We start from the raw sequence: 12,935 nt of genomic DNA on the forward strand, positions 1-12,935 counted from the left end.
TGACGGTCGGCTGGCTGTTGCTGGAGGCGTCGAAGCCGTAACCGGCGTTGAAACCAGCGTAGAAGCCGGTCCAGGTGAACACCGGCACCGGCACGAACACCGGGGGCGCCGCGCGGCGCGGAAGGTCGGCGGCGGAGGCGGCGCCGGCGAGAAGGGCCGTGGCGGCGCTGGCGAGGATGAGAGTCTTGATCATGGTGGGTCTGCCGGTGAAATCTGCCGCGCACTCTCGGTGCGGTGTGAAGACACCTTAGCGACAGGGCAGACTTGGCGACTAGTGCAGATGCGCAACACCCAGATCAGATTGATGAAGCGCCAGATGGTCCAAGACTGCGTTAGGGTTTTACTTACCATGTTGTTGGGGCTGCCCTAACTGACGGGCGCTCGATTGGTTCCATGAGAAGCCGGAAGGCCGCGAAACCGTCAACGCCCCACCTGCCTCGAGGAGACGAATGGGATGCCGGCCGGCGTATTCGGGGCCTGATCCAGAACCAAGCCAACGGGTCCCTCAGGGATGCTGCTCACGTTGCGGCCTGAACGGAACGCCGTGGCAGGCGTCAGCCATGGTTCAGCAGCCGAGGCGCAGCCTTCGCTCTTGCCGGTCGGTTGAGCAGAGACCGGACGCCAATGAGGTTCAGGTCATGGTACGCGTGAAGGCCTTCGGGATAGCTACGGTGATGCTTGCCGGACTCGGTCTGGCAACGTCCGTCCACGCGGCTTCCCTTTCGTTCGATCCCTTCGAAGAGGGCCGCGGTGAGCCCGTCATCGAATTCGTCGCCGGTGGCTGCGGACCCGGCTTCCATCCCAATCCCTGGGGCCGCTGCCGCCCGAACGACCGCGGCTACGGCTATGGGGGCTACGGTGGACCTCGCCGGTTCTACGAGGGACGGCCCTACGGCTACGGTGAAGGGTATGGCCGTCGGGAGAGCTACGGGTACGACCGTCCGCGTCGATTCTACGACGGCTATTGAGAACATCACGGCTGGCGACCCTCGGGCCGCCAGCCGTTCAAGCCGGCCCAGGCCTTGTCGATGATGCGCGTGCGCCGCTCGGCACGGTCCTGAGCGGCATCGGCGACGATGCGCAGCGCAGCCTCCATGGCCTCGGGGCCGCCGGCTGCCGCGGCTTCCTCGCCCTTTCGCCGGATCGCCGCCTGGAAGGCTTTCACCGCGGGTCCAGCCGTGGGGCCACTCTCGACGGCGGCAACGAGGCTCAGCAGAGCTTCGGCGATCGGTCCGATGTCCTCCTGCCAGGGGGGCGCAGGAGGCCGAGCCGGACTGTGCGGCGCCGCGGCGGACAGCATGGTCGTTCGTGGACGGATCAAAACGTCGTACTCCTGAGGCCGAGATATCGATGTGATGCCTGAGTGCCAAACGGCACGGCATTCCCGCTGCGGTAAGCCTAGATCAAGGTCACTGAACAAGTCACGGCCCACCGCCATTTGACGGAGACCGCGCAAACCCAAGTGGATTGTGCCATGAACACGCGTTTTGCTTCTCCCGTTGCTGCCGTCGTCCTGAGCCTCGGCGCGATGGCCTCGCCCGCCCTGGCCCAGAGCTATACCGCTCCCGCCGGGATTTCGGCCGCCGCGGCGCCCGGCAGCCACGTGGCCCGCAGCTACGACGACATCATCACCGGCTCCATCGGCTACGGACGGGACTACACCTCCGCTCAGCAGGGCAACGCCGAGCAAAATAACTTTCCCGTCTGGCAGTTCGGCCGCACCTCGGGCGGCACGGCCCGCTAAGCCTTCGATGCATCGAGACGACCAGCGGCGGGGCGAAAGCTCCGCCGTCCTCGTTTCAGGCGTTGGCCCTCGACGACCCCGTCAGGACATTGTCCGGGTCCGATAGCAACACCTGCCAGCTCGGATCGCATCGGCGCAGCATGAGAAATGTCTAAGAAGGCTATAGGACATAGGATGTGTACGGGAGCGCGAAGCACGCTACGTTCCTCTTGAACATTAATCTTGTATCGATCATGCCTTTCTCTGAGATCTTCACAACCAGATGGCAGCATGACGAACAGCTTCGACAACCAGAGCTCCAACCTTATCGACCTCACCGGCGATATCGTCTCCGCCTACGTCTCACACAATTCGACCCCGGTGTCCGAACTGCCGGGGCTGATCCAGAGTGTCCAGGCGGCCCTCACGCGCCTCGCCACCGGCATGGCAGAGCCTCCTCCGGAAGAGGTCCATGAGAAGGCTACGCCTGTGCAGATCCGCAAGTCGGTGACACCCGGCGGCATCGTCAGTTTCCTCGACGGCCGGACGTACAAGACGCTCAAGCGCCATCTGACCGGTCATGGCCTCGATCCGCACAGCTACCGTCAGCGCTACGGCCTTCCGGCGGACTACCCGATGGTCGCTCCGGATTATGCCGCCCAGCGCTCGGCCCTGGCCAAGTCGATCGGCCTCGGCCGGGTCGGCGATCGCAGCGAGGAGCCGCAGCCGAAGGCCAAGGATCGTGGCAAGGCCGCATAAGCTCTCCGGCGCGGAAGTTGGATCGCCATGCGGCGCGCCGACGCGACCCGGACGCTCAGGGGCGACATCGCGGTCCCACATCGACACGCGCGACGCCGACCGACCGGGTCACCGAAGGCCTGCATCCCGAGGCCGAGCCCTGTTGCGTACCGGCTCGTCGGTGACAGGGACGAACCGCCCCGCCGGCCCGGGCTCGGATCGGGCGGCGGGGCGGCTTCATTGAACGTTAACGATCCGATCCCCACTTTGGCCCCAGACCGATCATGGCTCTACGGCCCGATCGGATGCGGCCACGATGCCGAGATAGGGTGACGCCGGATGTACGCGCACCGTGCCCCAGCGTCCGTGGCCGTTGTTTTGTTTGGCCTCGGTGCAACCTTAACGGTTTGTTCGCGATGCCCGTTCAGGATGCCTCAACCTTTGGAGGATCCTGGCCCATGCGCGTGCTGCTGATTGAGGACGATACCTCTGTTGCGCAGAGCATCGAGCTGATGCTCAAGTCCGAGAGCTTCAACACCTACACCACCGATTTGGGTGAGGAGGGGATCGATCTCGGCAAACTCTACGACTACGACATCATCCTGCTCGACCTGACCCTGCCCGACATCTCAGGCTACGAGGTGCTGCGGTCCTTGCGTGCCTCGAAGATCAAGACGCCCATCCTGATCCTGTCCGGCATGGCCGGTATCGAGGACAAGGTGAAGGGCCTCGGCTTCGGCGCCGACGACTACCTCACCAAGCCCTTCCACAAGGACGAGCTCGTCGCCCGCATCCAGGCCATCGTGCGGCGCTCGAAGGGTCATGCTCAGTCGGTGATCACCACCGGCGACCTCGTCGTGAACCTCGACCAGAAGACCGTCGCGATCGCAGGCAGCTACGTGAAGCTCACGGGCAAGGAATACCAGATCCTGGAGCTTCTTGCCCTCCGCAAGGGCACGACGCTGACCAAGGAGATGTTCCTCAACCATCTCTACGGCGGCATGGACGAGCCCGAGCTGAAGATCATCGACGTCTTCATCTGCAAGCTGCGCAAGAAGCTCGCCAACGCCTCCTCGGGCAAGAACTACATCGAGACCGTCTGGGGCCGCGGCTACGTCCTGCACGATGGCGTAGCCGAGCTGCAGGCTCTGGCCGGCTGACCGGCACATTGTTCTGTGTGTGAGGTCGCATCAACGCCCAGCGCGCCTTCAGGGGCGGGATGGGATGCCACCCGGCACGTCGCGTCGGCCGAGGCCGCGATCAGCCTCGGCTGTTGATGCGCTCGGCGATCTTCAGGCCGGCGCGCCGGGCAACGGCCACTGCACGGTCGCGGCATCTGGCAGGTCGACCCGCGCCCGCTGATCCTGACCGCGAACGCGCGGACGCACCGCGTCGGTGCGGCCAGCCCAATCCTCAGCGACCCCATCGGTGGGCGCGGCCGCGTGGCGGCTGACCTGCAGCCTCGCCACCCAGGCCGAGGCGCACGGCGAGGCGGGCCTCGACCCCATCACGCAGGACAGCCTCACCGCCCCGGCCAACGACATTTTCGGCTTCGCGGGCGCGGATCTCGCCGTCCTGCCGGCGCCGACTCAGCCCCTGCCCGTCGCCACAGACGCCCGCGGTCTGACCAGGACAGGCCGAGCGCGCCGTTCGCCGCGACGGACGACCGGCCGCCAGAGTTGCCTCCCCTGCTCGACACCGGCCCGGGCGGCACCTTCGTCAGGGACGATCCCGGCAGCGACGCCATCCGCGTCTGCGTCGGCCAGCCGGGCGGCGGCGACCTCGTCCCGCCGTGATCGCCACGGGCGAACCGCAGGCCGGCCTGGCGGCGCCGGGTCGGGTCGAGCGGGCTCGATGAGGAAGGCCGGGTCAGCGCCGATGCGATGGCGCTCACGGATACGCCCGGTCGGATTGCTGCCGGGCTCGACGAGCCCGAACGGCAAGGCCGAGCCCGCGGCACCTCAGGGCGCCGCGGGCTTGTTCGCCGTCAGTCCGTCTTGCTTCAGGCGAACAGCATCATGTCGTTGTGACCCTGACCCGCGCCGAGGTCGAGGTCGGTCACGCCCGCGAGCTGGAACGTCTCGCTCGCGCCACCATGGTCGGTATCCGCCGTGATCGTGTAGAGGTCCGTGCCCCCAGCTGCGTGGATCAGCTTGGCCCCTGAGCCGAAGCCGTAGAACGCCAGATGATCGCCCGCCGCCCCCGCGGCGGTGAAATCCATGACCTTGTCGCCGTTGGTCTCGCCCGCGCGGAACACGAAGGTGTCCGCACCGCCCCCGCCGATGAGCACGTCCTTGCCGCCGCTGCCGTCGAGGACGTTGGCCGCATCGTTGCCGATCAGGATGTTGGACTGGAAGTTGCCCGTACCGTTGATGGCCTCCCGACCCGTCAGCGTCAGGTTCTCCAAGTTGGCCTGCAGCTTGAACGTCACCGAAGCCAGGATGGTATCGGTGCCCTCATTGGCCAGCTCGATCACCCGCTCGGTCGGGCTGTCGACGATGTAGGTGTCGTCGCCCGTACCGCCATAGAGCGTGTCGTTGCCCGTGCCGCCGTCGAGCGTGTCGTTGCCCTCCCCGCCGGAGAGGGTGTCGTTGCCGTCGCCACCGGAGAGATGATTGTCGCCCGCGTTGCCGGTCAGCACGTTGGCCAGGGCGTTGCCGGTGCCGTCGATGCTGGACGTGCCGGTCAGCGTCAGGTTCTCGACGCCGCCATCCAGGGTGTACGAGATCGAGGCCTCGACCGTGTCGGTGCCGCCGCCCGCATACTCCACCACCACGTCGCCCCTGGTGTCCACGACATAGGTGTCGTTGCCGGTGCCGCCCGCCATGATGTCGGCGCCGAGGCCGCCGTCGAGGCGGTCGTTGCCGGCATTGCCATAGAGCTGGTTGTTGCCGGTGTTGCCGCCGAGGACGTTGTCGAGGTCGTTGCCGCTGCCCTTGAGGTCGGCCGTGCCGGTCAGGGTCAGGTTCTCGAGGTTGGCCCCGAGATCGTAGCTGATCGCGGAGAGCACGGTGTCGATGCCCTCCTTGGCGGCCTCGACGACCACGTCGCCGCGCGCGTTGACGACGTAGGTGTCGTCGCCGGTGCCGCCGACCATGGTGTCGTTACCGACGCCGCCGTCGAGCGTGTCGTTGCCGCCGAGGCCGACCAGCCGATCGTCGCCGGCGCCGCCCGACAGGGTGTTGGCGGCGTCATTGCCGGTGAGGATGTTGGCCAGGGTGTTGCCGGTGCCGTTGATGGCGTCGGTGCCGGTGAGCGTCAGGTTCTCGACGTTGGCGGTGAGCGCGTAGGCGATCGAGGCGAGGACGGTGTCGCTGCCCTGGTTGGTGTACTCGATGACGGCGTCGCCGGCATTGTCGACCACGAAGGTGTCGTTGCCGAAGCCGCCATACATCCGGTCGGCTCCGGCGCCGCCATTCAGCGTGTCGTTGCCCGAACCGCCGGCCAAGGCATTGTCGACACGATTTCCGACGATCGTATCGTTGCCTGCGCCGCCGATGGCATTCTCGATGATCGACGCTAGATTGTCGTCATAGAGGAGCGCATTGGCAATATTGCCGACCGCGTAATGGCCGGCACCGAGCAGGGCCAACTGACCAGCGGAGGTCACCGTCCATCCCCCGGGGGGACAGATCGATACTTAGGTCCGTACCATAGTTTGAGAAGTCGTATGTATCATGTCCTCCGCCATCCCAAACCGTCATGAACAAGCGATTTTGCGACGGGACATAAAACCCGTTTCCGTCAATCGAGAGCTGACCTGTATCGGGGCTCCACTGGTACACGTTATCGCCGGCGTTGACGCTATAATTCGCTCCGTACATGTATTGCGGCGCCGCAATATCGTACATCATCAGCGATTGAGGAAAGCCATTGGCCTCGTTGTAGGCGTACATTCCATCAGACCCGACATAGGAATTGTAGGTCATGAGCGAATATTCGCTGGAATCATGGTCGTAGGTCATGGCGCCGAAGCTATCGGTCTCGTGACCGTGCTTCAGGCCGAGCGCGTGCCCAATTTCGTGAACGATGGAGTAAAAAGCATAATTTCCGACGACTGGATGATCGTACCACCCATTCGTGTTTCCATACCAACTGTCGCCGGCCTGGGGGGTATTGCCCGGATAGTAGGCCCACGCGGTCGAGGGCGTATCCGACATCGCAAAGCGCAAATTGCCGGCCCCTCCAGCCACCTCGGTGAAACTGACATTCGCGACCGAAGCAATGTGGCTCAAGGTGCTCCGGACAGCCTCCTGCTGCCAAGCGCTGAATGCCTCGAAGTTGTTGTTCTTCTCGCCACTATATTGGTACTGAGCGGGGTCTGTCGGAAAACTGAACGTGATTTGAGGGTTCGCCCAGCGCACCCCCGATAGCAATCCGTCGACATCTTGATTGCCGCTTGCGAAGACAGACGCAAACGTATTCGCCAATTTCCCCTCCAACCAATATGACTTTGGCTTTTGAACGTTTCTTATGGCTGCTCATGTGCGGCCGACACCAGAATGATGCCCGGACATGCGCGCGTGCTCACCGACGTACTCAGCATGTTGGCTTGGAAGTGCACCTTCCAAACCATGCTTTAATCATTATTCGCAAGACTGTGTCGGCTGCGCGTCACCCAATTTGGGTGCAGGTGTAACCGCGTTGCTGTCTTGGTGGGCGTTGAGCATATCACAGCCGTGGCGGGCATTGCGTCGGAAGTCTTCATGAGAACCGATATCTGCTTAATGATTCCTTTCGCAGGCTGGTCGCGGTGTCCGCGGGCGATCTCGCCTCGGCCGCTGAGTTCTCCCGCCGCTGAAGCCAGGGTTCGTCGACCGGAAGTCGGATGACGAGGACATCTCGGCTCAGGTATCGCGCTGCGTCGCAGGTCGGCCTTGGTTTGGCTCAGATGCCGATCAATACGGCGGCAGTCCAGGATCTCTCGATTTGCTCCGTGTCGTTGTCTTACCGCTGATCATCCTCACCTGTAGCGCCGCCCCGGATGCTGCGGCTCGGCCATCGACCCGTCGCGTCCGACTGCCGCTTCAAAGCGCGACGGGGACACCGGGCGAGACCGATCCTGCCAGGGCCAACGGCCCGCTCGAGGAGGCGCATGCCAAGTCCGTGGCGGTGATGGACGCCTTCGATCGAAGGATCGCGACGCGGGCGCGCCGCGCCGTGTCGTCGATCTGCGATGGCTGCGCGTCGCCGCGCCGGGGCATCGAACCCCGCCGCGAGCGCTGGGAAGCGAGCGCCTTGCCTGACGGTGAGATCGTCGGCGACCCAGCCCAGGCCCCGCTCGACTAGGGTCTGTCATCGCGTGATCCCATCGCGGGCTGCGGCGCGGCAGAGGGCGCCCATGACGCTGGCGGCGGTCGTCTCGGATCGGGTGACACGGGCGCGCCACTCTTCGAGCCCGGCCCAGGGGCGCGCGACCTGACGGCGGTTGTCGTCGATCCCGTCCGGGCAAGCGACGGGCGCCGCGTGGCGCCGGGGTGGGATCGCGGGCCGCGCGCCCAGGTTCCGGATGTGCTCGCGAAAGGCGTGGCTGGTGTCGCAGCGGTCCGGCAGCCCCAGCCGCCGCATGGTGCGCGCAGGGCGGTGTTGTCGAGGACCACCCTCCCGCGTTGGACGCCCCGCGCCCGCAGGCTGCCGAACCTCTCGCCCCGAAGTGACCGGAGCCTCCGCTGCTGAACGCCGCAGACGGCCCCAGATCCGCTGACGACGAACAACGGCTCGGGTTTGCCGGCAAGACCGGGATGGTCGCCGCGGCGATCCTGAGCGGGGCGGCGGCCGGCAGGACCGCTTCGGCGATCCAGACGCCGATGCCGGCCCGGACCCGTCGCGACGCGCAAGGGGGGGCAGGCCGCCATCACCCGTTCCGACGCCCTGAACCCCGTCAGACGGCCCGTACCAACAGATCGATGAAGCGGCGGACCTTCGGGGCGAGATGGCGGCGGCTGGGATAGATGAGGCTGATCGGCACCGGCGGCGCGGCATGGTCCGTGACCAGTGCCACCAGCCGGCCCTCGGCCAGGTCGCGTTCGACGACATAGCCGGGAAGGAACGCCAGTCCCGCCCCGGAGACCGCCGCGTCGCGGAGCGCCTCGCCGCTGTCGAGCGACAGGCGGGCGCGCGGTGTGACCGCGACGGTCCTGCCCTCGACCGTAAAGCGCCACGGGCGCCTCTGCCCGGCGCTGACGTAATTCAGGCAGTCATGCCCCGCCAGATCGTCGGGATGCTGCGGTGCCGGACGGGTCGCCAGGTAGGCGGGACTGGCCACGACCAGATCGTGCTGCTGGGTCAGCGTCCGGGTGATGAGGCGGCTGTTCGCGCGGGGCTCGCCGATCCGGATCGCCAGGTCGATCCCGTCCTCGATGAGGTCGCTGACCCGATCGGTGAAGCTCACATCCGCCTTCAGCCGGGGCCAGCAGGCGAGGAAGTCGTTGAGCAGCGGCAGGATCACGACGCGGCCGAACGTCATCGGCGCGGTCATGCGAAACAGGCCCTGCGGCTCCCCGCCGCCATCGGACATCGACGTTTCCGCCGCTTCGAGGTCGGCGAGGATCTGCGTGCAGCGATCGAGAAACGCGCGGCCGTCGTCGGTCAGCCCCAGGCTGCGCGTCGTCCGGTGGAACAGGCGGACACCCAGACGGTCCTCGAGGCGGGCGACGCTCTTGGCGATCCCCGACCGCGTCATCGCGCGGGCCCGCGCCGCCCCGACGAAGCTGCCGGCCTCGGCGGCCGCGACGAAGGCGACGATGTCGTTGATGTTGCCCGGTGCCATGCGGCGTTGCCGCTCCTCCGCAGTGTCGACGCCCCGTCGCCAATCACCGGCGTATAACGGGCAGGTGAACGGATCAACGCCATCAGGAGCCCGCGACATGACCTTCAACGACACCGTGCGTCACCGTCTCGATCAATGGGCCGAAAGCCTGCGGGATCTCGCCCCCGTCATCCTGGGGCAGAACACGGCGGTGAGGCTCGACGACATCCGCCGGTCGTACATCCGCACGATGGCCGAGCATCCGACCCCGGCCGACATGCGGATCGAGACGGTCGACATGGGGGGCGTGCCGGCGACACTGATCACGCCGGCGCAGGTCGAGGGGGACCGCGTGCTGTTCTACATCCACGGCGGGGCCTACATCGTCGGCGGACCGGGCGGCTATCACGGGCTGGCCGCGGCGTTCGCCACGGCATTGAAGGCGCGCGTCTACCTGCCCGATTACCGGCTGGCGCCGGAACACCCGTTCCCCGTTCCGATCGCGGATACGTTCGCAGCGTACCGCTGGCTGATCGCGCAGGGGCAGGATCCGGCATCGGTGACCTTCGCCGGGGACTCGGCCGGCGGGGCGATGGTGGTCTCGGTGATGGTCATGGCCCGCAACGCCGGCGTGAAGCTGCCGGCCGGCGGGGCGGCCCTCTCGCCCTGGGCGAACCTCGAGCACACCGGCGCGTCGATGGTCAATCGCGAGGGCTTGGACCTGCTGAACACCAGGGCAGGCCTCGACCTGATGGCCAGGACCTTCCTGGGCGGCGCTCTGCCGAACAGCCCGGAGGCATCCCCGGTCTTCGCGGATGTCCGCGGCCTGCCGCCGATCCTGGTGCAGATCGGCGAAGGCGAACTGATGCTGAGCGACGCCATCCGGCTGGCCACGCATCTCGGCGAGAACCGCGTGCGCGTCTCGCTGGAGGTCTGGCCGGGCATGTTCCACGTCTGGCACATGTTCCATGCCGAGCTGGCCGAAGGGCGCGAGGCCATCGCGAACGCGGCGGCGTTCCTGGAGCGGGCCATGACGACGGCCTCCGCCGCTTAAGGGGGATCGCGGCCCCCCGCGATCGGGCGTGGCGACGCCGGGCGTCGGAGGAGCCCGTCCCCGCCGACGCATCCGCGGGACGATGACACGCGGATCCCGGCGCCGCGGGGGCGCCTTGAGGATTTGTTCACCATGCCTGCGGAAGGCGCTGCGGCGGCGCATCGGGCCATCGCACTGCAACAAAGTCGAAAGGGATCGATCCTATCCACCCCCTCTTAACGATGAGGGCAAGGGCGATGGGCGCGAAGGTGCTCCTGGCACTGACGGTGGTGGTCTACCTGACGACCGGATCCGCTCCGCGAATGCGCGAGGTTCGCAACCCGGATGCCGAGGTGAGCGGCGGGCGGGTCGCGGCATCCCTGAAACGGAACACCCTCTAGAGCCGCCGCTGCCGCGCGCGGGAAGCCCCATCCGCGCCACGGCCCGAACGGCGGCCGGTCCGGGCGGTTCCGACATGATCCGTTCGCGGCCGCGGCCGAAACGAAAAAGGGCCAGCCCGAAGGCTGGCCCCTGACGGGAGGCGGTGCGGGCCGCTTACTCGGCGGCCGACATCTCGGGCGTGAAGTGGCCGCACCAGTCGCTGGTGGCGACCACCGGCCAGAGGCCCTTCGACTCCGGGGCCGGCTGGGTCACGGGCGGGTTGTAGCGGCACAAGCCCTCTTCGCCGGCCGCCTGGGCGCCGTTCACCTTGTGCTCGTCGAAGAACTTGCAGCTGTCGCAATGCGCGTGGCCGGCCATGGGAGCACCTTTGGAAGTGCGCGGCGGCGAAGGCCGCGCTCAGTTGCGAATTAGATCAATTCCAATCTGACTGTCAACGGCTGGCCCGGACACCGGTTCCCGTACGTCGGGAGAAGACTGCCTCGGCAAGCGGGACGCCGCGGTCGGGGCGCCCCGCGCGCGCCGTCAGTGCTCGGTGCCCGGCATGTTCTCGCGCGGCGTGCCGCCGTGGTCCCGCACGAAGCTCGATCGCTTCGGGTCGTTCTTCAGGTCGGCGACCTGCTTACGGGCCGCGAGGGCGAGGAAGCCGATGCCGCCGAGGGTTCCCAGGGCCAGTATCAAAAGTGGATAGCCGGCACTCATCCGTCACACTCCGGTTGACCCCGCTCGGACGTTTGGGGCGATCATGAATAATGCTGCAGAATACACGGAGGTTGCGCAGGAAATTTCCGAATCGCGGCGCGGCCGGCTGGCGCTCCAGGGCGATGACGGTGTTTGGAAGAGCGATCCGACCTCCTTCGTATCCCGGCCGGACCTTTGCCGATCGCTGGGCCCATCGTCCGCGGGCCGCCGGGAAGGCTTGGCGCAAGAGGCCTCGGGTTGGCTCCAAAGTCCTTGAGGTTGCAGCCCCTCCCCCGCCTCAGACTTTCCCGTGCGGCAGCGGGCGGGCTGCCGCATCCTACAGCCAGGCGGCGGCGAGATAGGAGACTTCCACCGCCGCCAGCATCAGCACGGCATCGCCGAGCACGGAGGTCAGGTCCCTCTGGTTGAGGGCGCCTTCGAGACCCATGGCGACCGCCAGCAGCGCGACGATCGCCAGCAAGCCCGGGACTCGGAACGCGCGGCTGGCCGCGGCGCCCAGGAGAAGGAAGGACAGGGTCAACATGGCATCACCGAAGGTAGGCCCGTTCAGACTACCTACGGTCCACGAAGGAACAAGTTCCACAAATAGGCTAGTTTGTGCTCTGCGGTATTAGTCGTGTATTGCAAAAAGCAGTATGTCAAAAGTGTTGTTAGGTCGAGATCGATGCAGGTCGGAGGACAGGTCCGCGGATAGTCGGGTCGAGCCGATCATCGGGCCTTTCGCGACACCGCGGATACGCGGCGTCCCTCCGGGCGAGGCACGCCGCGCCGTGCTTCGGCCCCCATGTCCGGGTCGGACGGGACGTGGTAGAGGCGAAGGACGCAAGGCCCCCGCAAGGCCCCCGCCCCGGAACACGCGATGCCCCGCCTCCCCCACGCCGCCCTCCGCCTGGCGCTCGTCGCGCTTCCCCTGGGGCTGGCCGGCCCGGCCGCGGCGCAGAGTCCCGCGAAGGACTACCTGTTTCAGGAACAGCGCTTCAGCCGGGCCTGCCGGCCTCCCCTCAAGTATGCCGCCGGCGCCTGCGTCCGGCGCTGTCCCGCCGGCTTCGAGGATATGGGCCGCACCTGTCGGCAGCGGAGCATGCGGGGCGGCGCCGGCGGGCGGTAGCCGCGTCGGATCCCACCGCGACCCGATCGTCCCGTGCGCCTGCGGCACGCGCGTGCAGGACCCTGTGCCTGGCCACCCCTTGCCATTCGGGCGCCCTTGCTCTCATATGAGAACAGAGAGTGAACTCGGCGGTGTCCGAGCAGGTGTCGACGAGGGGAGTCAGAGCAGCATGGCCCGCTACCGCTTCCACTGCACCAACGGCCGCGAATGTGTCTTCGACGCCGTCGGGAACGACATCCGGGCGCCGCATCGCCTGCTGCGCCGGGCCGAGGCGGTGGCGCGGGAGGTGATGCGCAGCCTCGGCGAGCAGGGGGACTGGGCGGAGTGGCACGTGACCGTCCACGACCTGCGCGGCCGGCGCGTCCTCGTCCGGCCCTTCCTGTCCGTCGAGCCCCCGGCGCAGGGCCGGGACCGGCCGGGACGGACGGCGCAGCGCGCCCGGTTCCGGGACGGAGACGGCCTCGGGCAGGCCGCCTGAGCGTCA

17 protein-coding genes and 1 pseudogene are annotated in these 12,935 nt (G+C 67.0%); 9 read left to right on the forward strand and 9 right to left on the reverse strand.

Annotated features, from left to right (window positions below; genetic code table 11):
• Positions 1–193: pseudogene (locus CRT23_RS23575) on the reverse strand (porin family protein); the annotation flags it as partial.
• Between the two features lie 445 nt (positions 194–638).
• On the opposite strand from CRT23_RS23575, the gene CRT23_RS23580 reads away from it, so the two are divergent.
• A complete protein-coding gene (locus CRT23_RS23580) occupies positions 639–968 on the forward strand; it encodes a hypothetical protein (protein ID WP_103712030.1) in 330 nt (109 codons plus the stop codon).
• Between the two features lie 5 nt (positions 969–973).
• Here the strand turns inward: CRT23_RS23580 and CRT23_RS23585 are convergent, their stop codons facing one another.
• A complete protein-coding gene (locus tag CRT23_RS23585; RefSeq protein WP_103712031.1) occupies positions 974–1,300 on the reverse strand; it encodes a hypothetical protein in 327 nt (108 codons plus the stop codon).
• Between the two features lie 174 nt (positions 1,301–1,474).
• Between CRT23_RS23585 and CRT23_RS23590 the strand changes: the two genes are divergently transcribed.
• The 3 genes from CRT23_RS23590 to CRT23_RS23600 all read left to right on the forward strand — a co-directional run bounded on the left by CRT23_RS23590 (position 1,475) and on the right by CRT23_RS23600 (position 3,621).
• Entirely contained in the window at positions 1,475–1,744 is a 270-nt protein-coding gene (locus CRT23_RS23590) for a hypothetical protein (protein ID WP_103712032.1), read from the forward strand.
• A 270-nt stretch (positions 1,745–2,014) separates the two neighbouring features.
• The gene (locus CRT23_RS23595; protein WP_103712033.1) at positions 2,015–2,482 is read left to right on the forward strand and encodes a MucR family transcriptional regulator; all 468 of its coding nucleotides are present in this window, start codon (positions 2,015–2,017) and stop codon (positions 2,480–2,482) included.
• Between the two features lie 437 nt (positions 2,483–2,919).
• Positions 2,920–3,621: a response regulator transcription factor CtrA gene (locus CRT23_RS23600; RefSeq protein ID WP_103712034.1), complete on the forward strand. Its 702-nt coding sequence runs from the start codon at positions 2,920–2,922 to the stop codon at positions 3,619–3,621.
• 842 nt (positions 3,622–4,463) lie between these two features.
• Here the strand turns inward: CRT23_RS23600 and CRT23_RS23610 are convergent.
• Together CRT23_RS23610 and CRT23_RS23615 are read right to left on the reverse strand one after the other, a co-directional pair.
• Positions 4,464–6,071, reverse strand: a complete 1,608-nt coding sequence (locus tag CRT23_RS23610; RefSeq protein ID WP_245436524.1) for a calcium-binding protein — start codon at positions 6,069–6,071, stop codon at positions 4,464–4,466.
• Positions 5,992–6,891, reverse strand: coding sequence for a M10 family metallopeptidase (locus CRT23_RS23615; protein WP_146056476.1), 900 nt, complete (start codon positions 6,889–6,891; stop codon positions 5,992–5,994). Before CRT23_RS23615 ends, CRT23_RS23610 begins: the two co-directional genes overlap by 80 nt.
• A gap of 685 nt (positions 6,892–7,576) precedes the next feature.
• Between CRT23_RS23615 and CRT23_RS28630 the strand changes: the two genes are divergently transcribed.
• Positions 7,577–7,750: a hypothetical protein gene (locus CRT23_RS28630; RefSeq protein WP_181017439.1), complete on the forward strand. Its 174-nt coding sequence runs from the start codon at positions 7,577–7,579 to the stop codon at positions 7,748–7,750.
• 6 nt (positions 7,751–7,756) lie between these two features.
• On the opposite strand, the gene CRT23_RS23620 is transcribed toward CRT23_RS28630, so the two are convergent.
• Complete coding sequence (locus CRT23_RS23620; protein ID WP_103712038.1) at positions 7,757–8,029, reverse strand: hypothetical protein; 273 nt, start codon at positions 8,027–8,029, stop codon at positions 7,757–7,759.
• 313 nt (positions 8,030–8,342) lie between these two features.
• Positions 8,343–9,344: a LysR family transcriptional regulator gene (locus tag CRT23_RS23625; protein ID WP_245436526.1), complete on the reverse strand. Its 1,002-nt coding sequence runs from the start codon at positions 9,342–9,344 to the stop codon at positions 8,343–8,345.
• Between CRT23_RS23625 and CRT23_RS23630 the strand changes: the two genes are divergently transcribed.
• Both CRT23_RS23630 and CRT23_RS28635 read left to right on the forward strand, forming a co-directional pair.
• On the forward strand, positions 9,328–10,263 hold the full coding sequence (locus CRT23_RS23630) for an alpha/beta hydrolase (protein ID WP_103712039.1): 936 nt from the start codon (positions 9,328–9,330) through the stop codon (positions 10,261–10,263). The genes CRT23_RS23625 and CRT23_RS23630 overlap by 17 nt on opposite strands.
• Before the next feature lie 236 nt (positions 10,264–10,499).
• Entirely contained in the window at positions 10,500–10,643 is a 144-nt protein-coding gene (locus tag CRT23_RS28635) for a hypothetical protein (RefSeq protein ID WP_181017440.1), read from the forward strand.
• 154 nt (positions 10,644–10,797) lie between these two features.
• On the opposite strand, the gene CRT23_RS23635 is transcribed toward CRT23_RS28635, so the two are convergent.
• From CRT23_RS23635 to CRT23_RS23640, 3 genes are all read right to left on the reverse strand, one after another.
• The gene (locus tag CRT23_RS23635; protein ID WP_055953942.1) at positions 10,798–11,001 is read right to left on the reverse strand and encodes a hypothetical protein; all 204 of its coding nucleotides are present in this window, start codon (positions 10,999–11,001) and stop codon (positions 10,798–10,800) included.
• A gap of 165 nt (positions 11,002–11,166) precedes the next feature.
• Complete coding sequence (locus CRT23_RS28640; RefSeq protein WP_181017441.1) at positions 11,167–11,343, reverse strand: hypothetical protein; 177 nt, start codon at positions 11,341–11,343, stop codon at positions 11,167–11,169.
• A gap of 316 nt (positions 11,344–11,659) precedes the next feature.
• Positions 11,660–11,866: a hypothetical protein gene (locus CRT23_RS23640; protein WP_103712040.1), complete on the reverse strand. Its 207-nt coding sequence runs from the start codon at positions 11,864–11,866 to the stop codon at positions 11,660–11,662.
• A 336-nt stretch (positions 11,867–12,202) separates the two neighbouring features.
• Here CRT23_RS23640 and CRT23_RS23645 point away from each other — a divergent pair, with 336 nt between their 5' ends.
• Complete coding sequence (locus CRT23_RS23645; protein ID WP_055953935.1) at positions 12,203–12,451, forward strand: hypothetical protein; 249 nt, start codon at positions 12,203–12,205, stop codon at positions 12,449–12,451.
• 169 nt (positions 12,452–12,620) lie between these two features.
• On the forward strand, positions 12,621–12,929 hold the full coding sequence (locus CRT23_RS23650) for a hypothetical protein (RefSeq protein WP_244477342.1): 309 nt from the start codon (positions 12,621–12,623) through the stop codon (positions 12,927–12,929).
• Positions 12,930–12,935 lie beyond the last annotated feature (6 nt).

Source organism: Methylobacterium sp. V23, from assembly GCF_002917135.1.
In the GTDB taxonomy this organism is placed as follows: Bacteria; Pseudomonadota; Alphaproteobacteria; order Rhizobiales; family Beijerinckiaceae; genus Methylobacterium.